Source organism: Nocardia noduli (assembly GCF_019038455.1).
GTDB classification, from domain to species: domain Bacteria; phylum Actinomycetota; class Actinomycetes; order Mycobacteriales; family Mycobacteriaceae; genus Nocardia; species Nocardia noduli.
Genome location: NZ_JAFMPL010000029.1, coordinates 25242 through 47351, shown reverse-complemented (window position 1 = coordinate 47351; position 22110 = coordinate 25242). Strand labels below are relative to the sequence as shown.

At 66.7% G+C, this 22110-nt stretch carries 25 protein-coding genes and 1 tRNA gene; 18 read left to right on the top strand and 8 right to left on the bottom strand.

Features of this window, described 5'->3' with window-relative positions:
• Positions 1-81: 81 nt before the first annotated feature.
• Positions 82-834, bottom strand: coding sequence for a crotonase/enoyl-CoA hydratase family protein (locus tag JZ792_RS18125; RefSeq protein WP_216911640.1), 753 nt, complete (start codon positions 832-834; stop codon positions 82-84).
• A gap of 124 nt (positions 835-958) precedes the next feature.
• On the opposite strand from JZ792_RS18125, the gene JZ792_RS18120 reads away from it, so the two are divergent.
• Genes JZ792_RS18120 through JZ792_RS18110 form a run of 3 tightly spaced genes read left to right on the top strand, consistent with a single transcriptional unit; the run spans position 959 to position 3885 of the window.
• On the top strand, positions 959-2467 hold the full coding sequence (locus tag JZ792_RS18120) for an acetyl-CoA acetyltransferase (RefSeq protein ID WP_216911639.1): 1509 nt from the start codon (positions 959-961) through the stop codon (positions 2465-2467).
• Positions 2468-2480: 13 nt separating this feature from the next.
• Positions 2481-3245: a crotonase/enoyl-CoA hydratase family protein gene (locus tag JZ792_RS18115; protein ID WP_216911638.1), complete on the top strand. Its 765-nt coding sequence runs from the start codon at positions 2481-2483 to the stop codon at positions 3243-3245.
• A gap of 4 nt (positions 3246-3249) precedes the next feature.
• Positions 3250-3885, top strand: coding sequence for a TetR/AcrR family transcriptional regulator (locus tag JZ792_RS18110; protein ID WP_216911637.1), 636 nt, complete (start codon positions 3250-3252; stop codon positions 3883-3885).
• 50 nt (positions 3886-3935) lie between these two features.
• Here JZ792_RS18110 and JZ792_RS18105 read toward each other — a convergent pair whose 3' ends face one another.
• The gene (locus JZ792_RS18105) at positions 3936-4721 is read right to left on the bottom strand and encodes an alpha/beta fold hydrolase (protein ID WP_216911636.1); all 786 of its coding nucleotides are present in this window, start codon (positions 4719-4721) and stop codon (positions 3936-3938) included.
• Positions 4722-4852: 131 nt separating this feature from the next.
• On the opposite strand from JZ792_RS18105, the gene JZ792_RS18100 reads away from it, so the two are divergent.
• From JZ792_RS18100 to JZ792_RS18085, 4 genes are all read left to right on the top strand, one after another.
• Positions 4853-5749, top strand: a complete 897-nt coding sequence (locus JZ792_RS18100) for an oxygenase MpaB family protein (RefSeq protein WP_216911635.1) — start codon at positions 4853-4855, stop codon at positions 5747-5749.
• A 41-nt stretch (positions 5750-5790) separates the two neighbouring features.
• Complete coding sequence (locus tag JZ792_RS18095) at positions 5791-6414, top strand: TetR/AcrR family transcriptional regulator (RefSeq protein ID WP_216911634.1); 624 nt, start codon at positions 5791-5793, stop codon at positions 6412-6414.
• Positions 6415-6490: 76 nt separating this feature from the next.
• Entirely contained in the window at positions 6491-6820 is a 330-nt protein-coding gene (locus tag JZ792_RS18090) for a hypothetical protein (RefSeq protein WP_109523145.1), read from the top strand.
• A 71-nt stretch (positions 6821-6891) separates the two neighbouring features.
• Positions 6892-8109, top strand: coding sequence for an acyl-CoA dehydrogenase family protein (locus tag JZ792_RS18085; protein ID WP_216911633.1), 1218 nt, complete (start codon positions 6892-6894; stop codon positions 8107-8109).
• 75 nt (positions 8110-8184) lie between these two features.
• On the opposite strand, the gene JZ792_RS18080 is transcribed toward JZ792_RS18085, so the two are convergent.
• Positions 8185-8667, bottom strand: a complete 483-nt coding sequence (locus tag JZ792_RS18080) for a free L-methionine (R)-S-oxide reductase MsrC (RefSeq protein WP_216911632.1) — start codon at positions 8665-8667, stop codon at positions 8185-8187.
• Between the two features lie 96 nt (positions 8668-8763).
• On the opposite strand from JZ792_RS18080, the gene JZ792_RS18075 reads away from it, so the two are divergent.
• The 6 genes from JZ792_RS18075 to JZ792_RS18050 all read left to right on the top strand — a co-directional run bounded on the left by JZ792_RS18075 (position 8764) and on the right by JZ792_RS18050 (position 14066).
• On the top strand, positions 8764-10149 hold the full coding sequence (locus JZ792_RS18075; RefSeq protein WP_216911631.1) for a styrene monooxygenase/indole monooxygenase family protein: 1386 nt from the start codon (positions 8764-8766) through the stop codon (positions 10147-10149).
• Positions 10150-10257: 108 nt separating this feature from the next.
• Positions 10258-11373, top strand: a complete 1116-nt coding sequence (gene sfnG, locus JZ792_RS18070; RefSeq protein ID WP_216911630.1) for a dimethylsulfone monooxygenase SfnG — start codon at positions 10258-10260, stop codon at positions 11371-11373.
• Complete coding sequence (locus JZ792_RS18065) at positions 11373-12542, top strand: SfnB family sulfur acquisition oxidoreductase (RefSeq protein WP_216911629.1); 1170 nt, start codon at positions 11373-11375, stop codon at positions 12540-12542. Before sfnG ends, JZ792_RS18065 begins: the two co-directional genes overlap by 1 nt.
• Positions 12543-12568: 26 nt before the next feature.
• A complete protein-coding gene (locus JZ792_RS18060) occupies positions 12569-13102 on the top strand; it encodes an NADPH-dependent FMN reductase (RefSeq protein WP_216911628.1) in 534 nt (177 codons plus the stop codon).
• Complete coding sequence (locus JZ792_RS18055; protein WP_109523151.1) at positions 13095-13592, top strand: flavin reductase family protein; 498 nt, start codon at positions 13095-13097, stop codon at positions 13590-13592. Before JZ792_RS18060 ends, JZ792_RS18055 begins: the two co-directional genes overlap by 8 nt.
• 216 nt (positions 13593-13808) lie before the next feature.
• A complete protein-coding gene (locus tag JZ792_RS18050) occupies positions 13809-14066 on the top strand; it encodes a hypothetical protein (protein ID WP_216911627.1) in 258 nt (85 codons plus the stop codon).
• Between the two features lie 224 nt (positions 14067-14290).
• Here the strand turns inward: JZ792_RS18050 and JZ792_RS18045 are convergent.
• The 3 genes from JZ792_RS18045 to JZ792_RS43210 all read right to left on the bottom strand — a co-directional run bounded on the left by JZ792_RS18045 (position 14291) and on the right by JZ792_RS43210 (position 15256).
• Positions 14291-14361, bottom strand: a tRNA-Gly gene (locus JZ792_RS18045).
• Between the two features lie 119 nt (positions 14362-14480).
• Entirely contained in the window at positions 14481-14912 is a 432-nt protein-coding gene (locus tag JZ792_RS18040) for a hypothetical protein (protein ID WP_216911626.1), read from the bottom strand.
• A 260-nt stretch (positions 14913-15172) separates the two neighbouring features.
• Positions 15173-15256 carry a hypothetical protein gene (locus JZ792_RS43210; RefSeq protein ID WP_368858158.1) on the bottom strand — a complete coding sequence of 28 codons (84 nt, stop codon included), beginning with the start codon at positions 15254-15256 and terminating at the stop codon, positions 15173-15175.
• A 1096-nt stretch (positions 15257-16352) separates the two neighbouring features.
• Here JZ792_RS43210 and JZ792_RS18035 point away from each other — a divergent pair.
• The 3 genes from JZ792_RS18035 (at position 16353) to JZ792_RS18025 (ending at position 18288) form a co-directional block, all read left to right on the top strand.
• Positions 16353-16706: a helix-turn-helix domain-containing protein gene (locus tag JZ792_RS18035; RefSeq protein WP_438804344.1), complete on the top strand. Its 354-nt coding sequence runs from the start codon at positions 16353-16355 to the stop codon at positions 16704-16706.
• Positions 16707-17463: 757 nt separating this feature from the next.
• The gene (locus JZ792_RS18030; protein ID WP_308165342.1) at positions 17464-17880 is read left to right on the top strand and encodes an alpha/beta hydrolase; all 417 of its coding nucleotides are present in this window, start codon (positions 17464-17466) and stop codon (positions 17878-17880) included.
• Between the two features lie 252 nt (positions 17881-18132).
• Complete coding sequence (locus JZ792_RS18025; RefSeq protein ID WP_157978255.1) at positions 18133-18288, top strand: hypothetical protein; 156 nt, start codon at positions 18133-18135, stop codon at positions 18286-18288.
• 61 nt (positions 18289-18349) lie between these two features.
• On the opposite strand, the gene JZ792_RS18020 is transcribed toward JZ792_RS18025, so the two are convergent.
• Entirely contained in the window at positions 18350-19102 is a 753-nt protein-coding gene (locus JZ792_RS18020) for a phosphatase PAP2 family protein (RefSeq protein ID WP_216911624.1), read from the bottom strand.
• Between the two features lie 96 nt (positions 19103-19198).
• On the opposite strand from JZ792_RS18020, the gene dcd reads away from it, so the two are divergent.
• A complete protein-coding gene (gene dcd / locus JZ792_RS18015; protein ID WP_109523158.1) occupies positions 19199-19798 on the top strand; it encodes a dCTP deaminase in 600 nt (199 codons plus the stop codon).
• Positions 19799-20032: 234 nt separating this feature from the next.
• On the opposite strand, the gene JZ792_RS18010 is transcribed toward dcd, so the two are convergent.
• Positions 20033-20464, bottom strand: coding sequence for a hypothetical protein (locus tag JZ792_RS18010; RefSeq protein WP_254189984.1), 432 nt, complete (start codon positions 20462-20464; stop codon positions 20033-20035).
• Between the two features lie 296 nt (positions 20465-20760).
• Between JZ792_RS18010 and JZ792_RS18005 the strand changes: the two genes are divergently transcribed.
• Entirely contained in the window at positions 20761-22101 is a 1341-nt protein-coding gene (locus tag JZ792_RS18005; protein ID WP_216911623.1) for a helix-turn-helix domain-containing protein, read from the top strand.
• Positions 22102-22110: the final 9 nt, after the last annotated feature.

Below are 22110 nucleotides of genomic sequence, written 5' to 3'. Positions count from 1 at the left end.
CAAATCGAGCAAATGCTAGCAGTAGAACCGACGGAATTGGTGACATGTATCCCGAATCAAACCAAAATGGCGGCTAATTCATCATCGATCGTCGCGTCTACCGGCAAGCCTCACAATCAACGGCAGTTGCGTGGCGCGCTCTATCGCGAGTGTCCGGCGCGTCGATGCCTGCCAGGACCGCTCGAACAGTCGCTTGGCGCCCGCGACGGCGTGCGGTGAGCGGGTCGCGATGCGGTCGGCGAGTTCTTCCGCCGCCGCGATCGGATCGTCGCTCACCTCGGTGACGAGCCCGATGCGCGCGGCGTAGGCGGCGTCGACCGTATCGGCGGTCATCGTCAGCAGCAGCGCCTTGTCCATGCCGACGAGCCGGGAAAGCGTGGCGGCGCCGGTCATATCGGGCACGAGTCCGTGCCTGGCCTCCATCACCGAGAATTCGGCGTCGGGGGTGGCGAAACGGATATCGGCGGCCAGGGCGATCTGGAGACCGCCGCCGAAGCAGCGGCCGTGCACCGCCGCGATCACCGGTATCGGAAGTCTGCGCCAAGCCCAGCAGGCTTCCTGGAAGGTGTTGGTGCCGCGCCAGGGCAGCGGGATGAAATTCCGCGCCATCGCGAACGGATCGCCGGTGGCCTTCGCGACGTCGAGACCACTGCTGAAACTCGGCCCGTTGCCGGAGAGGATGACCGCGCGCACACCGTCGCGGCGTCCGACGGTCCGTGCCGCGTCGACGAGACCTTCGAGCATGCCGATCGTCAGGCCGTTGTGTTTATCCGGCCGATCGAGGGTGACGTAGGCGCGGTCGTCGTCGAATCGCACGGCGATATGGGAACCCATTCCCGGATATTACCCGTGGGTCAGTTTTATCGACCGTGGCTATTGCCTGTTCCCGACCCGCTCTGCTGTACTCGAACCCGAGTTACCGTCAATATTGACGGTAACTGAGCGAAGCGGAGGAATGATGCTGCCAGCCGGAATGGATCCGCGGACGCCGGTGATCGTCGGCGTCGGCCAGGTGGTGCACCGAAGCGGCGAACCCGGTCTGCCGGGACCGGTCGAACTCGCGGCCGAATCACTGCGCCGCGCGGGCGCGGACAGCGGCGCGGGTGCGCGCCTGCTGCGCGACGCGGATCTGATCGCCGCCGTCGCCCCGGTCAGCAGGCCCTACTCCGATCTGGGCGCGCTGGTCGCGGCCGAACTCGGCGCGACTCCGAAACGCACGCTGCAATCGGTGCGTTTCGGCGGTGACGCGCCCCAGCAGCTGCTGAACCTCGTCGCGCGATCCATCGCCGAAGGGCGATCGGAGATCGCGCTGATCACCGGCGCGGAGGCCGTCGCGTCCGGGAATGCGGCGAACCGGGGCGGTATCGCGGTCGATTGGCCGGAGCAGCCGGAGACGGTGCTGCCGACCGAGATCATCGGCTCGGACCGCGCCCCCAATTCGGAGATGGAGACCGCGGCCGGGCTGTGGGGGCCGGTGTACTTCTACGCGCTGATGGAAACCGCGCTGCGCGCTCGGCTCGGACTGAGCGAGGCCGAGCACCTGGACCGTATCGGCGGGTTGTGGTCGCGTCTGTCGAAGCTGGCGGTCGGCAATCCCTATGCCTGGATGCCGACGGAGCGCTCGGCCGCGGATCTGGTGACGCCGACGCCCGCCAACCGCGCGGTGTCGAGCCCCTACACCAAACTGCTCGTCGCCAATCTCACGGTGGATCAGGGCGCGGGGCTGATCGTGTGCGGCGCCGCCGCCGCCGACGCGGCCGGGGTGCCGAAGGACCGCTGGATCTTCCCGCACGGCGGGGCCACCGCCACCGACGAATGGTTCGTCACCGAACGGGCCGACATGGGCGCCTCGCCCGCCATCGCCGCCGCCGGAAGTGCCGCGCTCGCCGAAGCCGGTATCGGCATCGACGACGTCGCGCATCTCGATCTCTATTCCTGCTTCCCGATCGCGGTGCAGGTGGCGGCGGAGGCCTTCGGTCTGCCGATCGACGATCCCGGCAGGCCGCTGTCGGTCACGGGCGGACTCACCTTCGCCGGTGGACCGGGCAACAACTACGCCCTGCATTCGATCGCGACAATGGCGCGGCTGTTGCGCGCCGAACCCGAGACCTACGGTCTCACCACGGCTCTCGGCTGGTACATCACCAAACACGGTGTCGGGGTCTTCGGGGCCCGCCCGCCGCGCTCGCTGTTCCGCGCGGTCGAGGCCGAACCCGTCGCCGCTCGCCGCGAGATCGCCCCCGGTTACACCGGTCCGGCGACCGTCGAGGCGTACACCGTCCCCTACCGCAAGGCCCGCGACGGTGGCGACGAACCGGAAGCGGTGGTGATCAGCGCACTGAACGCCGACGGCGCCCGCATACTGGTCAGGGCCTCGGACGCCGACACGATCGCGGCGTTCACCGGCGGTGACCCACTCGGCGCGGCCGTCGAGATCGCCGCTGCCGATAAACTCACTCTGCTCTGAGGAGAGGACACCGATGACCGACCTGATTCTGGTCGAACGGCGCGATGCCATCACCGTGCTGACCGTGAACCGTCCCGAGGCGCGTAACGCCATCAATCTGGCGACCGCCCAGGCCATCGAGGCCGCGGTGGACGATTTCGAGGCCGACGATTCCGCGCGCGTGCTCGTACTCACCGGCGCAGGCGGAACCTTCAGCGCTGGAATGGATCTCGTCGCCGCGTCGAAGGGCGAAATGCCCATCACGCAGCGTCGCGGGCCGCTCGGCATCAGCGCGCGTCCGCCGGTCAAGCCGATGATCTCGGCGGTGGAGGGTTTCGCGCTGGCGGGCGGTTTCGAACTCGCGCTGTCCGGCGACCTGATCGTCGCGGCGGACAACGCGCAGTTCGGCATACCGGAGGCGAAACGCGGACTCGTCGCCGCGGGCGGTGGTGTGCTGCGACTGACCCAGCGACTGCCGCGTCCGATCGTCGCGGAATTGGCGTTGACCGGCGGACGTATCAGCGCCGCGCGACTCTACGATCTCGGTCTGGTCAACCGGGTCACCGAACCGGGTGGCGCGCTCGCCGTCGCGCTGGAACTCGCGGCGGAAATCGTCTCGGCGGCACCACTTTCGGTCGCGGCCAGTAAGCGGATCATCGACGAGTCCCCGGATTGGTCGGTGGAGGAGGGTTTCGCGAAACAGGGCGAGATCGCGCTGCCGGTGCTGTTCTCCAAGGACGCCACCGAGGGCGCGCTCGCCTTCGCTCAGAAACGTGAACCCCGTTGGCAGGGGCAGTGATTCGATGACCGAACGCGTCCGGGAGACGCAGGAGCTGCGCCGGGCGCGCATGCGGACGCGGCTCCTGGACGCGGCGGTGCGATCGCTGGTGGAGGATGGTTACGCGGGCACCACCACTTTGGCCGTGCAGAAGCGGGCCGGGGTGGCGCGCGGCACGCTGCAACATCATTTCCCGACCAGGGCCGCGCTGCTCGCCGGTGCGGTCGAATATGTCGCCGCGCAGCGATTCGACCAGCTCGGCAGGGAATTCGAGGCGATTCCCGACGGCACGGACCGCTTGGAATATGCCGTCGAGCTGACCATGCGGATGCTCGACGGTCCGTCGTTCCTGGCGGCGCTGGAGATGTGGGTGGGCGCGCGGACCGATCCCGAACTGCTCGCGGCCTTCGTGCCGCTGGAGCATCGGCTGTTCGACCTGATGCACACCAGCATTCGCGATCTCTTCCGCGCGGGGTTCCCGGATGATCCACGGGTGCCGACCATTACGGAATTCACCCTGGAGATCATGACCGGCCGTGCCCTGCGCGTGCTGCTGACCGGCGACACGGTCAGCAACCGGATCATCCAGCAGCGCTGGGGCAATGCCGTGCGCATCCTGCTCGGCGCCGCGGATCCGGCGACGCTGACCGATCGCGGCTGAATCGCCGTGTTCGCCTTTCCGGCCGGTCGACGCGTCCGCAGCGTGATCGCTCAGGCGGTGCCCGCGGTGTCGAGGAGAACCTTCGCGCACGCGTCCGGATCGTCGTAGAACGGCGTGTGCCCACTGCCGCGCAGGGTGACGTGCCCGGCATCGGGTAGCGCCGCCTTGGCACGCCGACTCTGGGTGGCGTAGGTGAGCAGGACGTCGCGGCTGCCCCAGGCGACAGTGACCGGAATGTCGGCCAGCGCGCCGATATCGCGCAGGCGCGCGGTGTCGAACGAGGCGAGGGCCTCGGTGAACCCGGGGGCGTCACCGGCTCCGTTGGCGGTGTCGACGGCGACCGCCGTATCCACCGACCACGGCTTGCCGAAGACGAGGTAGAGGAACGCCGTGCGGCCCACGGCCGTGCCGAGAAGTTTCGGCAGTACCGGCCGCAACGGCCGGACCAAACCCCTTGCCCCGCCCAGTGATCGCTGGCACCAGACGCGACCCGCCCGGTCCCAGAATCCGATCGGGGAGTAGGCGGTGACCGAACGGGTGAGTCCGCGCGCGCCGAGTTCGAGACAGATGAGCCCGCCCATCGAATTGCCCGCGAGGTGCGGGCGTTCGATGCCCTGGGCGGCGAGGAATTCCGCGAGTGCGTCGGTGAGGGTGGCGACGGTGGTGTGTTCCAGCGGCGCGGACCCGCCGAATCCCGGGAGGTCGACCGCGATCACGTCGAAATGCTCGGCGAGGGTGTCGATGATCGGTTCCCAGACCTGCCAGCGACTGCCGATGCCGTGTACCAGGACCAGCGGTTCACCGCTGCCCACCCGGTGATGGTTCAACGTCGTCATCTTCATCCGATCGTTCTTTCATTGGCGCTGCGCCAACAGTAGCAGCGCGCCCGACCTCGAAGGGCTGGACCATTGCATAGCGACAAAGAGTGATTTATTGTCGCTTTATTCACCGAGTGAACGAGAGTGCGATGACGACGATGTCGATCGACGATGACGCCGCTTATGAAGACATCGCGGCCGAGGATGTGACGACGCTCGGCCCGGATTCCCTGCTGTGGAAATACTTCGGCGACTGGCGGGTCATGCTGATGGCGCCCGCCGCGGGGATCATGCAACTCATGCTGCCCGCGCTCGGCGCGGGCGTCACCCAGCATTCGGATTTCTTCAACGAGCCGTGGGAGCGCATCTTCCGGTCGATTCCGCAGATCGCCGGAACCGTCTACGACGGACCGGAAGCCGTGGCCACAGCCGCGGCGGTCCGCGACTACCACCGCGGAATCAAGGGTTTCGACGCCGACGGACAGCGCTATCACGCGCTCGATCCGGAAACCTATTTCTGGGCGCACGCCACCTTCGTCTGGTCGGCGATCATGATGGCCGACATCTTCGATCACCGGCTCACCGACGCCGAGAAACAGCGCCTCTACCGCGAGAGCGCACAGTGGTACCGGCTCTACGGCATCAGTGAACGGCCGATGCCGCAGGACTGGTACGCCTTCCGCGCCTACTACGAGCGCATGTGCGCCGAGCGACTGGTCGTCACCGAATCGGCCGCCTGGGTGGTTCGCCAACTGGATCGCCCCGACGAGATGCGCCTGCCGTACGTGCCGGACGCGGTGTGGCGGCTGTTCGGCACCGCGTTCATGCATCAATACCGCCTGGTCGCGGCGGGCACCATGCCCGCGGTGCTGCGTGACCGTCTCGGACTGGCGTGGGGGCCGTGGCAGCGCAGGCAATTCCGGCTCCGCGTCGCGCTGATCCGCCGGATCTGGCCGCTGCTGCCCGAACAGTTGCGTTACCAGCCGCGAGCGCTCGCGGGTATCGCGCGCGAACGTGCAGCGCGCGAACATGTCACTGCCGCATGAAGTCCCGGCCCGGATCGGCCGCGGCATGGCAGCATGAACCCATGGCCGATGCCGAATTCCCTTCGCTCGCCACGTTGCTCGATATGCCCGGCGGCGAACCGGATCCGATCACCGAGCGAATCCTGGACGCGGCACTGGCCGAATTCACCGAATTCGGGTTGCGGCGCGCCTCCGTCGACGACATCCGGCGTCGGGCAGGCGTCAACCGAGCGACCGTATACCGCCGGTTCGCCACCAAGAACGACCTGGTAGCGGCCACTTTCCAGCGATGGATCCTCGGTCTGCTCGCCGAGACGGCCGCCGCGGTCTCCGATCGGGCGACCGTGCGCGAACGGCTGGTCGAGGGTTTCGTGCGCTCGGTGCTCATCGTGCGCACCGACGCCCTGGTCGCGCGATTGCTGACCAGCGAACCGGAGATGTTCGTGCCGTACCTGACCACCGACGGCGGTCCGGTCCTGCTGGCCTGCCGGGAATTCCTTGCCGCGCAATGCCGGGAGCTGCTCGCCGACGGTCAGACGATGACGGTCGACGCCGACGCGGCGGCGGAGATCGCGCTGCGCCTCGCCCAATCCGTGGTGCTCACCCCGGAAGGATATTTCGACCTGCACGACGAGACCGCCCTGCGCGCGTTCGCCGACCGGTTCGTCGGACCGCTGGCCGGATGATTCGACCGCACTCGCTCGCCCCCTGACTGCCCGGTGCGGCATTATCGGGGTCACCGAAGCGAGAAAGAGGACTCAGGTGCGGATCTTCCTGGTCACCGCGGCCGTCGTCGCGCTGCCGATCCTGTCGGCGTGCGGCTCGGACAGCGCGACCGAACCCCCGGCGTTGACAGCGGCCGACCTGTCACGGTCATTGCAGGACAAAGGCCTGCGCGACAAGGATCTCGCCGACTGCGCCGCCGCCCTCTACGTGTCCGAGGGCATTTCCCAGCAGGGGTTGCGCACCATGATCGGCGACGAATACGACAACAAGACGGCCGATCCGGCCACGCTCGGTATGAGCAAGGAGGACGGGGATCGTGCCCGCGCCGCCAACGCGAAGATCGCCACCGAATGCCTCGGTAAGTAGGGTCCGCCCGCATTCCGATCCCGCTGCGCGCAACCCGTGAACGCGCGCCGACGCGGGTCCATCGTGGGGTGATGACATCGATCGAGGCGACAACCACCGCGGACTCCGATCTGGATGAGATCTTCCGGCCGATCTTCGACCGGATCGCCGCAGGCGCGGTCGAGCGCGAGGTGGACAGACGGCTGGCCCACGAGGAAATCGGCTGGCTGCGCGCCGCCCGCTTCGGCGCCCTTCGGGTCCCCGTCGAATTCGGCGGATACGGCGCGACGGTCCGTCAACTGTTCCGCCTGCTCATCGACCTGGCCGCCGCCGAATCCAACCTGCCGCAGGCATTGCGCGTGCACTACTCCTTCGTGGAAGACCAGCTGCTCGCCGAGCCCGGCCCCGCACGCGAACACTGGCTGCGGGCGGTGAGCGAGGGCACGCTCGTCGGCAACGCCATCACCGAACCCGGCGTCGGCGCGGTCGACCGCTACCGCACCCGGCTGACCCGCGACGGCGCGACCTGGCTGCTGAACGGCACCAAGTACTACAGCACCGGATCGCTGTACGCCGACCACATCCTGGCCGCCGCCGACCTGGACGGCGAGCGGGTAGGCGTGCTGGTCGCCGCCGAGGCCGACGGGGTGCGTCAGCACGACGACTGGGACGGCTTCGGGCAGCGGATCACCGCGAGCGGCACCACCGAATTCAGCGACGTCGCCGTCACTTCGGAACAGATCCTCGGACCGGGATACGGCGTGCCAGGTCCCACCTACGCCACCGCTTACCTGCAACTGGTGCAACTCGCGGTGCTCGCCGGTATCGCCGCGCGCGCCGAACTCGACGCGAGGACCTGGGTCGGCGCGCGCACCCGCGGCTACACCCATTCCGCCGCCGACCTCCCGCGTGAGGATCCGCTGGTGCAGCAGGTGATCGGACGGCTGTCCGCCGCCGCGTTCACCGCCCGTGCCGCGGTGCTCGCCGTCGCGGATCTGCTCGACGAGGTACTCGCGAACGGCGCGAAGGACGAAAGCGCGCTGGTCGCGGTCGAACTCGCGGCGGCCCAGGCACAACTCGGGGTGATCGACACCGTGCTCCCCGCGACCAGCCTGCTGTTCGAAGTGGGCGGCGCGTCCATCGTCGCGGAGAAGTTGCGGTTGGACCGGCACTGGCGCAATGCCAGAACCATCTCGGTGCACAACCCGGCGATCCAGAAGGCCAGGGCCATCGGCGATCACCTGCTCAACGGCGCCGATCTGCCCTTCGGTTGGAGTGCGGGCGAAAGGGTGAGCGCGGCGCGATCGTGACGAAGCGACGATCGTCGCGATAGGCGGATCGACTCTCCCGCAACGGAATCGCCGGGGGAGTCGATCGACCGCGTTCTACAGCGTTTCGAGGAATACCCGCGCGACTGCCTCCAGCCCGAGCCGATCGGTGTCGTCGAATCGGCCGGGATCGGGGCTGTCGAGATCGAGCACGCCGATCAGTTCGTCCCCCAGTACCAGCGGCACCACGATTTCCGATCGGGAATCCGCGTCGCAGGCGATATGGCCCGGAAACGCGTGCACATCCGGGATGACCTGGGTCTGTCGCGTCCGCGCCGCGGTACCGCAGACACCGCGTCCGATGGCGATCCGCACACACGCCGGTTTGCCCTGGAAAGGCCCGACGACGAGTTCCTGCCCGTCGAAGAAATAGAAACCCGCCCAATTCAGCCGGGGCAGGGCGTGGAAGATCAGCGCGGACAGATTCGCGGCATTCGCGATACGGTCGGATTCCCCGGCGATCAGCGCCGTGGCCTGAGCATTCAACTCACGATACTGCTCGGTCCGATCCCCGGACAATGCGGCAACGGTGAACGACATGCGTGCATCGTAGGCCCGCGAGCCATTGCGGATGGCTATCTGTTCCCACTGATCGCAACCCTCCACGAGAAGTGCTCGCGGACGCACCATGCAAATATGACATCGCAGAATTCCGCTTCACGTTCCACGCGTTCGGCCGCGATCGTCGGCGCCGGACAGACCGGCGTCACCGCGGCCATCGGACTGCTCGACGCCGGGTTCACCGTCACCCTCTACAGCGATCGCGATCAACGCGCGTTACGCGACGAGGTGCCCGCCACCGGCACCGCGCTCGAATTCGGTGTGACCCAGCAGGCCGAACTCGCCCTCGGACTCGATACCTATACCGCGAGAGCGCCCAGGCATACCGGACTCAGTGTCCGCATCGCGGGCCCGGACAACGCCGAATTGATCGCCTTCGACGGTGATTTCGACGGATACGTCGGCGTCGCCGTCGATACCAGGCTCAAAGCCGACGAACGGCTGACCGCGTTCCAGGAACGCGGCGGACGGTTCGTCGTCGAACCGGTGAGCCTCGACCGGCTCGACACCATCGCCGCCGAGAACGACCTCACGCTGGTCGCGACCGGCCGCGGCGGGCTGTCGGAACTGTTCCCCGTCGACGACACCCGCACCGTCTACGACGCGCCCCAGCGGTCCCTGCTCACCGTCACGGTCACCGGACTCGGCCACGACCGCGACGTCTTCGCCCATCGCAGCCCCGCGGGCGGCGGGCACAGCGGATTCTCCATCCTCGCCGAACAGGGCGAGGCCTGGTGGGGTCCCTACCTGCACAAGGACGCCGGTCCGAGCTGGGCCTTCCTCGGTTGGGCGCGCCCCGGCAGCGAATGGGAGAAGCGTTTCGCCGCCGCCGATTCGGCGGAATCCGCGCACCGGATCGTCACCGAGTTGTACCGCGACTACATCGACTGGGATCTGCCCGAGGTGCTGGCAACGAAGGTGATCTCCGACGACCCGCATTCCTGGCTGAAGGGCGCGGTGCGTCCCGTCGTGCGCGCCGGGGTCGGCCGCACCGCGAGCGGTCACGTCGTCGGCTCGCTCGGCGACACCTCCGTCGCCTACGACCCGATCGCGGGGCAGGGCGCGCAGAGCGGATTGATCCAGGCCCAGCGCCTGGTCGTCGCGGCCGCCGTGCACGAGGGCGCGTTCGACGAACAGTGGTTGGCCGCCCGCTACGCCGAATTCCTCGCCGCCCGCAGCGACGCCGCCGCCAAGGTCACCCGGCTGTTCCTCAGCGATCCCGAACTGGGCGATATCGCCAACCAGTTCTTCGCCGCCGCCGCGGTCGAACCGCGATTCGCCGGCGCGCTGGTCGGATTGCTGCACCACCCCCAGCCCTTCCTCGGCATCGAAACCCCCGAGGACGCGAGCGCCTATATCGAGCAGGTCACCGGGCAGCCCGCCGCCGATATCCTCGCCCGATTCCAGCCCGCCGGGCGCTTCGCCCGATCCGAATACGCGGGCGGATTCGCTCGCACCTGATCGGGACACGCCGGTGATCGGATCGCGGGGATTCAAACCCTCCTGTCGATCCGGTCCCGGTGTTGAAGTGGACAGACCGGCAGATATTTCCGGACCTTTGGAGTAATTATGACCACCGAGCAGATCGCGGATCAGATCCGGTTCGCCTACTGGGTGCCCAATGTCAGCGGTGGACTGGTCACCAGCGAAATCGAACAGCGCACCGGCTGGGATTTCGAATACAACAAGAAACTCGCGCAGACCGCCGAGCGCAACGGCTTCGACTACGCGCTGTCGCAGGTGCGCTACACCGCCTCCTACGGCGCCGAATTCCAACACGAGTCGACCTCGTTCAGCCTCGCGCTGCTCGGCGCCACCGAGCGGATCAAAGTCATCGCCGCGGTACATCCCGGCCTGTGGCATCCGGCCGTGCTCGCCAAATTCGGCGCGACCGCCGATCACCTGTCCAACGGCCGTTTCGCCATCAACGTCGTCTCCGGATGGTTCGCGGGCGAATTCCAGGCGCTGGGCGAACCGTGGCTCGAACACGACGAGCGCTACCGGCGCAGCGCCGAGTTCCTCGAGGTGATCCGCAAGATCTGGACCGAGGACAATGTGAACTACGGCGGCGATTTCTATCGCATCCGCGATTTCACCCTCAAACCCAAACCGCTCAACACCCCCGAACGGCCGAATCCAGAACTGTTCCAGGGGGGCAACTCGACCGCCGCCCGGCGCAACGGGGGCCGCCACGCCGACTGGTACTTCTCCAACGGCAAGGATTTCGACGGCGTCACCGAACAGTTGGACGACCTGCGCGCCATCGCCCGCGCCAACGATCGCGAGGTGAAATTCGGTCTCAACGGCTTCATCATCGCCCGCGACACCGAGCGCGAGGCCCGCGATACGCTGCGCGAGATCATCGAGAAGGCGAATAAACCCGCCGTCGAAGGGTTCAGGGACGCGGTGCAGCAGGCCGGTGCTTCGACCGGCGATCGCAAGGGGATGTGGGCGGATTCGACCTTCGAGGATCTCGTCCAATACAACGACGGTTTCCGCACGCAGCTGATCGGCACCCCCGAACAGGTGGCCGAACGTATCGTCGCCTACAAGAAATTGGGCGTCGATCTGATTCTCGGCGGCTTCCTGCACTTCCAGGAGGAAATCGAGTACTTCGGCGAGAAGGTACTCCCGCTGGTGCGTGAACTGGAGGCTGCCGAGCAGCCCGTCGCGGCGGTCCGCTGATGACCGCGGTCATCGCCGACCGCATCGAATCGGCAGCTCGGGCGATCGATGTCGCGCGAAATCTCGCGGCGGAATTCGCGGTGGGAGCCGCCGCGCGGGACCGCGACAGGGAGCTGCCGTACGCGCAGGTGGACCGCTTGGCCGCGAGCGGTCTGCTGGCGATCACCGTCCCCGCCGCGTTCGGAGGGGCGGACCTCCCGCCCACCGTGGTCGCGGAGGTCGTCCGAATCATCGCGACCGCCGATCCGAATATCGCCCAGATTCCGCACAGCCATTTCGTGTACTTGAATCTGCTGCGACTGGCCGGTACCCCGGCCCAGCAGACCCGATATTTCGGCGCGGTTCTCGACGGTGCCCGCATCGCCAACGCGCAATCCGAGCGCGGCGGGGCGACAGTCGCCGACATCGCCACCACCGTGCGGCCCGAAGGTGAGCGTCTACGTATCGACGGCGCCAAATACTACTGCACCGGTTCGCTTTTCGCGGATCTGCTCGCCGTACTCACCCGGCTCGACGACCCGAATTCCGAAAGCGGTCTCGCGTCCGGCGAATACGTCGTCTACCTGCCCGCCGACACCCCCGGGGTGCGGATCGTCGACGACTGGAACGGCATCGGCCAACGCACCACCGGCAGCGGGACCATCGTGTTCGACGGCGTGCTCGTCGACCGGGATCAGCTGCTCGCCCGCGCCTCGGCGGTGCACGCGCCGACCGGATACGGCGCGTTCGCGCAACTCCTGCACGCCGCTATCGACGCGGGCATCGCCCGTGGCGCGCTCACCGCGGCAACGGATTTCGTTCGAGAGTTCAGTCGTCCGTGGTTCGAGGCCGGTGTGGAACGCGCGGTCGACGACCCATTGCTGATCCAGCGTTTCGGTGAGTTGGCCGTCGGTGTGACCGCTGTGACCGCCGATCGGAGCGACGCCGTCGCCCACGCGTCACTGGCGGTCGCCACCGCGAAGATCCTGGCCGACCGCGCCGCCAACGAGGTTTCGGCCGCACTGTTCGAGGTGGCCGGAACCCGCAGCGCGGCAGCGGATCTGAACCTGCACCATTTCTGGCGCAACGCCCGCACCCACACCCTGCACGACCCGGTCCGCTGGAAGTACCAGCACATCGGCCGCGCCCTGTTGCACGACACCCCGCCGCCGCAGCATGGTGTCTTCTGAGCCGTGAGCGAGAGAAGGATACGAATATGTCAGTGACGGTCGTCGTCGGAAACCCCAAACCCGCCTCGCGCACCCTGGCCGCGGCGACGCTGGTCGCGCAAGCGCTCCGCCCCGATTCAGCGCCCGCTGTCATCGATCTGGTCACGCTCGGCCCCGGCCTGCTGTCTTGGGGCGATCCGGCCGTGGGCGAGGCCGCTCGCACGGTCGCCGAATCCGAACTCGTCGTCTTCGCCAGCCCCACCTTCAAGGCCACCTACACCGGCCTGCTGAAACTGTTCCTCGAACAGTTCGACGGCGGTACCGGACTCGCCGGAGTCGTCGCCGTCCCGCTCATGCTCGGCGCGGGCCCCGCCCATGCCCTCGCACCGGATCTGCTGCTCAAGCCGGTCCTCGTCGAGATCGGCGCGACCGCCGCACTGCCCGGCCTCTACCTCACCGACCGCACCTTCCACGAGGACGGCGCGATCGCCGCCTACGCCGAGCGCTGGCGGCCGGTAGTCGACGCACTGACCACGAAATCCCTACAGTCGAACACCGAGAAGGCGACGAATCATGCATGACCTCTTCGAATTCCCCGCCGACGGCGACGGCCTGCGCCGTGCCTTCTCCAACTTCCCCAGCGGTGTCGTCGCCGTCTGCGCCGAAGTGGACGGCGTCCCCCACGGACTCGCCGTCAGCACCTTCGTCCCCGTCTCCCTCGACCCACCCCTCGTCTCGTTCTGCGTCCAGAACTCCTCCGCCACCTGGCCCCTCCTCGAACGCGCCGACCACCTCGGCCTGAGCCTGCTCGGCACCGACCAGCAGGCCGCAGCCAAAGCCCTCGGCGCCCGCAACGGCGACCGCTTCCGCGACTCCGAACTGCACCGTGGCACCGGCGACGCGGTCTTCATCGACGGCGCATCGGCCTGGATCGAAGGCGTCCCCGAAGCCCAGGTCCCCGCGGGCGACCACACCGTCGTCATCCTCCGCATCCACCGCCTGGCCACCCGCTCGGATATCGAACCCCTGGTCTTCCACGGCAGCAAGTTCCGCCGCCTGCTCGCCAGCTGAGGGGATCGTCTCGGCTGCCCTATCGAGCACGCAATGCGCGCCGAACCCGATCCGGTTCAGGTGGCTGCGCAGCCACCTGAACCGGTGACACGGGATCATGTTCTGCTCGAGGCGGTTTCGGTCTGGAACCATTCGCGAAACGTCGCTCGGTGCACGCGAACGGCACATTGGTCCCCGCATCGTCCGGCGGCGGACAGGTTCCCCGTAAGGATCATGATGCGTCTCGCAATTCGCAGCCCTGTCGCGGCTGCCGCGCTGAGCGCCACTCTTACTACCGTCACACCGGCATTCGCGGAGGTATTCGCCCCACTCCCCGTCGCCCAGCACACCGACGTCACCGATGCCCGGCCCGTCGCGGAAGGCGGCACCGGCAGCGGTCAGTTCGACATCGTCTCCACGCTGATCGGCCTGCTCGTGGCAGGAACACCGGGGTACTGCCCGATCGTGGCCGGGTCATCGTTCTGCCCCCGCTGATCGGCGTGGGCGGGAAACGTGAACGGTAGCTATGGGGCTATGGCAGGTGCTGTGCGATCTGCGCTCGGACCCGAGCGTCGGCCAGAAGGTTGACATGCCTGCCCCGGCTGTCGACGCTGGTGATGTTCGCTGTGTTCGTGGATCGGCGACACTTCCGGCACTATCAACAAGAAGTCCGGAGCTTCAGTTGCAGACGAAAAGCCCTGAAGAAGAGGAAGTTCGAGAGCCGATGACGGGAATCGAACCCGCGCTGTCTGCTTGGGAAGCAGAAGTTCTACCATTGAACTACATCGGCATGCGTCGTGACGCGATCGACAGCCTAGCAGACCAGGCACTATACGGGTCAACTGTGCTGGTCCGAGTAGAGACCTGAGCCACAGACTGGCCCAAGTCCCAACTTACTCCCAACTTTCATCAGATCTCGGCGAAGTCCTCCAGATACTCAACGTGCGTCGGGGCCTTCGTGGGCGGGTTCGATGCAGTGCCGACGGGTCGTGGCGCTGCTGGCGTTGCCCAGTTGTGCTGCGGGCCTTCTCGATGTCCTTGCGGCCGATCTTGGTGCCGACTGTCCTGCGGTAGGTGTGCGGGTTCGGCGTAGACAGGTCTTCCGTCGCCCCACGCGGCGGTGGCTTCGATCAGCAGGGTGGCGGTGTGATGCTCGGTAATATCAATGCGCCACAGCCGATTCCATGATTTCGCGGTGACGTCCCGGGCTGCCAGATCGTCATGAAACGGCGGACCGACCTTGCCGTTCTTCGCGCGTCGAGGTTTATCGAACGCACTCCACCACCGATTCGCGCGGCAGATCCGCCACGCGGTTCGTTCCGCCATCGATTCACCCGCCACAGCGGCCTCATCGGTGAGGAATCGGTACCCGAACTCGGGGTCGTCGCGGTGGGCGTCGAACAACGCGTGCAGCAGTCCCGTCCACCACCTGACGGTATGGGGACACCGCCGTTAATTGTTGCGAGTCACACCGATTCGGGTGACCTGGCGATACGTCGGAGATCTGCCGTCCGAACGCTGGTGTCGGAGAATCGAACGATTCTTTGACACCGCGAGGCTCCGTGTCCGAAGTCCGGCCGGTGCGGGTCGTGTCTGGCGGCTCAGTCGCCGTAGGACAGGTCGTCGGCGTCTTGGATCAGCTTGCCCGCGATGTGCAGGTCCCTGTTGGAGTCGAGGATGGCGATGATCTTCTGCTACGACGGCGAGGTCGTTCGGCGGCAACAGTGTCGGTGATGCCGATGCAGGAAGTCGGCGAGCCGCACTCTACGAGCAGTACCTGGTGTGCGCACAGGGCGTCGACCAAGCAGGAACGCATCCTCGGGCACGGAGCGAGGATGCTTCCCCGCCTATTCCGTCCTCAATGCCTCCGGGCCTCGGCGCACTGTGCGCCGAGGCCCGGAAAAAAGGGGGAATTCGATTTCAGTTCTGTTCGCCGACCGCTGAGGTCGGCATCGAGCGCGGTGCCCGATACTTCCCGGGCACCGAAGAGTTCAGTGACTGGTGCAGTGGCCACCTCCCGGTCGGACGAATCTCGTGTCTGCGGTATTTCTCGTCGCCCGCGGCGGTCCGGCCTGGAGCACCGGATCTTCTTCTCCGCTGCGGGCAACGGTCGAGCTTTTCTGCTTCCGGGCAGTTCACCTGCCCGGCCACTCGGCCTTCTCACTAGCAACGGAAGCGACTTTAACTCCCGATCGACACAATGTCTACCCCCATCCCTACAGATTTTCTTCGCCCATCAACTCGGTTTACCTGCGGGCGCCGAGGGCCGGGCCGGGCAGGCGGCGGCGACACGGGTCGACCCGGACGAACCAAGGCCGTGCGCGCGGGCCGGTCGGAGCAGACCCGCGCGTCCACAGGTGCGGCTACTCCAAGAGTCCGGAAAATCTGTAGCGGCTGTTGTAGACATCTGCTTTCAAGTGTTGTACCTTCACCTGCATCACCGAGTAAGAAAGTCCAGAGGCCGGGTAGAGAACGAACTTCCCGGAGCAGAGCAAGCAGTACAGAACATTCCCTTCCGGCAGCAGTTCCATCGCCGGAGAGGTGCAAGAAGTAGGAAGCGGTGCCCGACATCTGTCCTGGTTCAGGGCGGGGGCGCCGCATCGTTCGGAAAGAATTCACAGGAGGTGATCGACAGTCACGCATACGCAGTCCTCGCGCCTTTTCTTCCTGAGGCGTGAAAGCACGAAGTCGGTCATCAGGTACGACTTGTGAAGTGAATCCCCTCGGGCCCCCGGCGCACCACGCGCCGGGGGCCGCGCCCCGTTTACCGGACAGGTGTACATGGAACAAGCCGCGCCCGAACCCACCGACAAGCCCCCGGGCAACCTCGATGACGAGGACTACCCCGCCTACAGCATGGGCGCCGCCGCCGCGGCGCTCGGTGTCACCCAAGCCTTCCTGCGTGCCCTCGACGCCGCGAAGCTGTTGACCCCGCAACGCTCCGAGGGCGGGCACCGCCGCTACACCCGCTACCAACTCCGCATCGCCACCCGCGTCCGCGAGCTCGTCGACGCCGGAAACCCGCTCGACTCGGCGTGCCGCATCGTCATCCTCGAAGACCAACTCGCCGAAGCCCAGCGCATCAACACCGCACTGCAACAACAACTCCCCAACCCCGACAACGGCCCGCACTGATCCTCCCCTTGCCTGCCTCGCATTCCGCAGCGGGCCGCTGCGTTCGGAACCTGCGGCCGGGGCAGGCACGTCGGTAGGCGTAGGCGGTTTCACGGACTCATCGGTCGATGAAATCGCCTGTGAGGTGCCGGCGGCCGAGCCGTGTCAGCGGTTGACCTACAGCCGGGTGTATACCCGAACGGAGTACCCGGTGCGGTGGACCGGGGACTGGACAATCCGACCGTAGGGCTGCGGCACACGACTTCTGCCGACGCAAACCGGTTTCGATATCGGCAACCGTCGACAAGAAATGGTCCGCAATGCTGTGGAACGAAGCTGGAAGCGCCGCGTTCTGCCACGGCTCGGCGAGGTGTTCCACCACTGACCCGCGACGCTTGACGGATCGCCTCTGAACGCGGGACTTCGATGTGCACATCGCGAGGCGATCTCGTGAGACGGCTCTCGGGCGATGGGTCGCTGGGGGATGTGATGCCGTACGGGCAGGTCTATATTTACTCTATATTTTCAGCTGAATCTGCCCGAATATGCCGCCGTACAGCACTATTCGATAGTCAATAGCTTGGAGCTATTCATGCTGATAGAAGCATCGATGTGGCGCGGCGCGCGACGGTGATGAGAGATATCGCGCGCCAGTGCGGCACGTCAGCGACGGCGTCGATGCTGCCGTATGTCACCACGGCGAACACCGCGCGCGACATGGACCGGATCCGGACGGCGCTGGGGGAGGAGACGGTGTCCTCTGTCGAGTCAGTTGCACGTGATCTGCAACGATTCCGCGTGGCCGAGATCGGAAGCGGTCTATCAGGGCAACGTGGTGGTCGATCGGATCCGCTTTCCGATGTTCGGCGCGGCCGGAGCCGATATCTGGCCGTGTGCGTTCTGGCCTTCCGAACCGATCGAGCCCGCGGTGCGGATCGATGGCGGGGGTCCGTCGAACGTGCTGATAGCGCAGAATCTCCGCGATCCGGCGACACCCCTGTCCGGCGCCCGACAACTGCGGCAGGCGTTCGGTGACCGCGCTCGCATGGTGACGGCGGATCAGGGCGGGCACCTGGCCTATCTGTTCAAGGCGAACACCTGCCTGAACGGCACGGTCTCCGCGTTCCCGACGACGGGGCAGCGGCCCGAAAACGACGTGGCCTGTGCCGCGGAGCCCACCCCGTCCGGGCAGTGATCATCGGTCCCGGGCGTCTTCCGGCGGGTACGCGGGAGTATCCGAGAGCCGGTCGTGACGGAAAGAGTATTCACGCTGGGGCTCTAGCTGGGAGAATGGGGTGTATGGTTCGCCCTGGGGGCAGAGTGATCCACACTCGTGTCACTCGGTGGACGTACCATGCGAAGGAAGCATCGGCCTTGGGCATATCCCGGCCGGTCAGGTGCGGACGCCACGTTCGGCTATTCGCCGCAGATCAAAGGAGGCTCGAGTATGAGTCAAGAAGATGGGCATGTGCCCGGACTGTTCAGTCACGAGAACGTCGCCGAAGAGGTGTACACCCCGGCGGACACCGTTATGCACTACCCCGTGTTCAGCGGGGCCGAGGATGGGTCTTTCCGGGCGCAGGCCGCTGACGGCGACGCCTAGGCAATCTCGAGCTCGACGGCATTGGCGGTGGGACACCGTGGTCGCTGTCTGAGATCGGGTATCAGGAGGATTCGGCATCGCGCGCACCCGGTTCGCGCGGTCCCGCATTGGTGAGCGCCCTATCGCGAGGCGCTGGAGTATTCATCGAACGGGTTTTCCATCGGTGATTCGGGTACGTGTACGCGCCGAGGCAGATGATCACCCAGAGCGCGCCGATCGCCCATCCCGCGAGGACGTCGGTCGGCCAGTGCACGCCGAGGTACACCCGGGAACTCCCCACCGCGACAACGAGAATCACGGCGGCGACGATCGCCGCCAGGCGTGTCAGGGTGCGGTGTAACCGAGGGACGAGCGCCACGGCGATGATCCCGATCACGGCCATCGAGCCGAGGCTGTGCCCGGACGGGTAGGACAGACTCGATTCGAAGGCGAGCCGGTCGGCGGTCGGTGGACGTGATCTGCCGACCAGTCGTTTGCCCGCGAAGGTGAGCACCGCCGCGCCGATTCCGGTCGCGGCGACCAGCGTGGCGTCGCGACGATGCCCGCGCCGGATCAGGGCCGCGCACACCAGCACGGTGATGATGGTCAGGGTGAGGGTGTCGCCGAGCGTGGTCACCACGCGGGCAACGGCGGTCAGGGTGTCGGTGCGATGCCCGACGACCCAGCCCGAGATCTCGGGATCGATGGCGGTCAGGCCGTCCTCGCGCAGGATGTTGCCGGTCAGCACGGTGATGAACGCTGTCAGCAGTACCGCGACGGCCGCGAGCGCCGGGAACGCGCGCCCGTACCTGTCATTGTTCGGAGTCGACGACATCGATTCCAGCGTCCCTCCCGATGCTGAGAAATTGCTGTGGAGTCGGTGGGCGGGTGTGGCCGAACGACCGAGCCGCGCGACCGCTAGTCTCGTCGCGTGCTGCTTTCCGATCGTGACATCCGTGCGGAGATCGCCGCTGGGCGTCTCGGCGTCGAACCGCTGCTGGAGAATCTGATCCAGCCGTCGAGTATCGATGTGCGCCTCGATCGGCTTTTCCGGGTCTTCGACAATTCCCGATACACCCATATCGACCCGGCGCAGCGCCAGGACGAGCTGACCAGTCTGGTCGAACCCTCCGAGGGTGAGCCGTTCGTGCTGCATCCGGGCGAGTTCGTGCTCGGCTCGACGTTGGAGATCTGTTCGCTGCCCGACGATCTGGCCGGACGACTGGAGGGCAAGTCGAGTCTGGGCAGGCTGGGTCTGCTGACGCATTCGACCGCGGGGTTCATCGATCCCGGGTTCAGCGGTCACATCACGCTGGAACTGTCGAATGTGGCGAATCTGCCGATCACGCTGTGGCCGGGCATGAAGATCGGGCAGCTGTGCCTGATCCGGTTGACCAGCCCGGCCGAGCATCCCTACGGCAGCGCGGCAGCGGGCTCGAAGTACCAGGGACAGCGTGGGCCGACGCCGTCGCGTTCCTATATGAACTTTCCGCTGTCCGACGAGGTCGTGCAGACGGTCGAATCCCGCTGAGGGTCGCTCGCGTCACTTCTCGTGTAATCGAGAGTTCGGCGCAACGGCATGCGCTGCGGTCCGAGGTGATCGAGGTGTGAGGGCATCGGATCGTGCGGTGATCGGTCTGCGGTGATCGACCGCGCGCACGAGTCGACTTGCCGCGCAGGATCACCCGACCGATCGCGCCCCGTCGACCCGGAGAGGCGCAATCGGCCGCGTGACGTGCCGGACATTGCGGGGACCGATGACGCGTCAGTCCCCGCTGCCCGCTCCCACCGCCATCGCCGCCGTGAGGACGGCGGAGAGCGGCGGGAGCGTGCCGCCGCGGCCGGGCGGACTGACCCAGGAGCACCCTTCCCGGGTCAGCCGGCCGAGGCCGGTCGGCAACATCACGGCACTGCCTATGGCGGGTATCCCGATATCCAGCCGGTCCAGTACCTCCAATACCTGCGCACCCGGACGCGAATCCGGGTGCGCCAGGAAGCTCCATCGGATCTGCCTGGCCAGCACAGGGCCCCTCGTCCCCTGCTGTTCCAGTGCCGCCCTGACCTTTTCGGCTCGTGCGGTCGGCAGATGAACGGCGCAGACTCGGCCGCTGACGGGTAGCATCACGAAACCTCCACGTTCGGTCACCGGTAGCCCGAATTCGTCTCGGTAGAAGGCCACCCAATCATCGACTGTCATGAGTCTGTCCATGTTCACGGCCAACTCCTTGCCTCCTGCCTCACAAGGGTCGCGCGTGAGAGCGTGACACGGTGTCGCCCGCACGCCCGCTTTCTGCTGCCATTCCACTGCCTCTCGCGCGAGCGGGTACGACCCAGCGCGCACTGCACAGGCCAGTGCATATAGCAACACCGAATTATCTGTGGCCGTAACCACAATCGGCTCGTACCCTGGAATGAGGAGATCGTCGGAAGGGGTGACACGTGGTCCGGCAATGGTCAGGAAGAGAGACCCGTGCCCTTCGCGATGCCAAGCGGATGAGTATCAGGGAGTTCGCGGCGCACCTGGGGGTCCACGAACGTCTGGTGTCGAAATGGGAGGCGGGTGGCGTCCGGGTACACCCGCGCCCGATCAACCAGGCCGCGTTGGACACCTCCCTGGCCAGGTCCGACGATGTTGTGCGTGCACGTTTCGCGGCGCTGATCGAACAGCAGTCGACCGATCGGACGGCCGCCCCCGGAGCCGATACGCGTCCCGCTTCCGGGACGCACGCCAATTATTCGAGCGAAGCGGATCTCTTGGCTCTCATCGACGCCGGTGCGATGAGAGGCGATGCGTTAGCCGCGATTTCGGAGAGGGATCTGATCATGGCCGCTGCCCACGAGGCAAGCGATCACGCCGGGCGGGCCGAGAGCACCAACGTGGGTGCCACCACATTGGACCAACTCGACGCCGACGTCATGCGCATCGCGAACGATTACGTGAGCATTCCCCCCGTTCCGATGATGGTGGAGATGCTGCGGGTGCGCCGCCGGGTGTACCGGCTGCTGGAGGGGCATCAGCGGCCCGCCGACACCGGTCATCTGTATCTGCTCGCGGGCACGTTGTCCGGGTTGCTCGCCAACGCGAGTACCGACCTCGGCTATTACGACGCCGCGGGGGAGCAGGCGCGCGCCGCCTGGGCGTATGCCGAACTCTGCGGTCACAACGGGTTGCGGGCGTGGACCAGGGGTATGCACGCGCTCATCGAGTACTGGTCCGAGCGGCCGCGGCGGGCGGTGCTGCTCGCGCAGAGCGGGCAGGAGTTCGCCGAATCGGCGACGGCGAAGGTCCGGCTGCACAATATCGAGGCCAGGATCTGGTCCAAGATCGGCAGCGCGAGCGATACCGAGCGCTGTGTCAGGGCCGCCGACGACGCGCGCGAGATCGGCGAGATCGACGACCTGCACGACGCGATCGGCGGGGTCTTCGGTTTCAACGACGCGAAGGCCCAGTACTACGCGGGGGCGACCTATATCCATCTCGGCCTGGCCGAACCCGCGCTGGCCGCGACCGGTCGCGCGATCGATCTCTACGCCAACGGGCCGTCCGAGCAGCGCTCCTACGGCGCGGAATCGCTGGCCCGGGTCGACTGCGCCGCCGCCCACCTGATCAACGGCAGTCTCGACGGAGCTTCGGCGGCGTTGCATCCGGTGCTCGGTCTCGACGAGGACAAACGCATCGCCCAACTGGAGGAACGGCTCATCGGCGTGCGCCGCCGGATCGCCGCCCCCGCTTTCCGCGATGCGAGCGAGGCGCGTTTCCTCGACGAGCGCATCGAGGAATTCTGCGGGTCGACCGCCGCCAAGGGCATTCCACCGGGTAATTCCCCGGCGTGAACCCGCCAC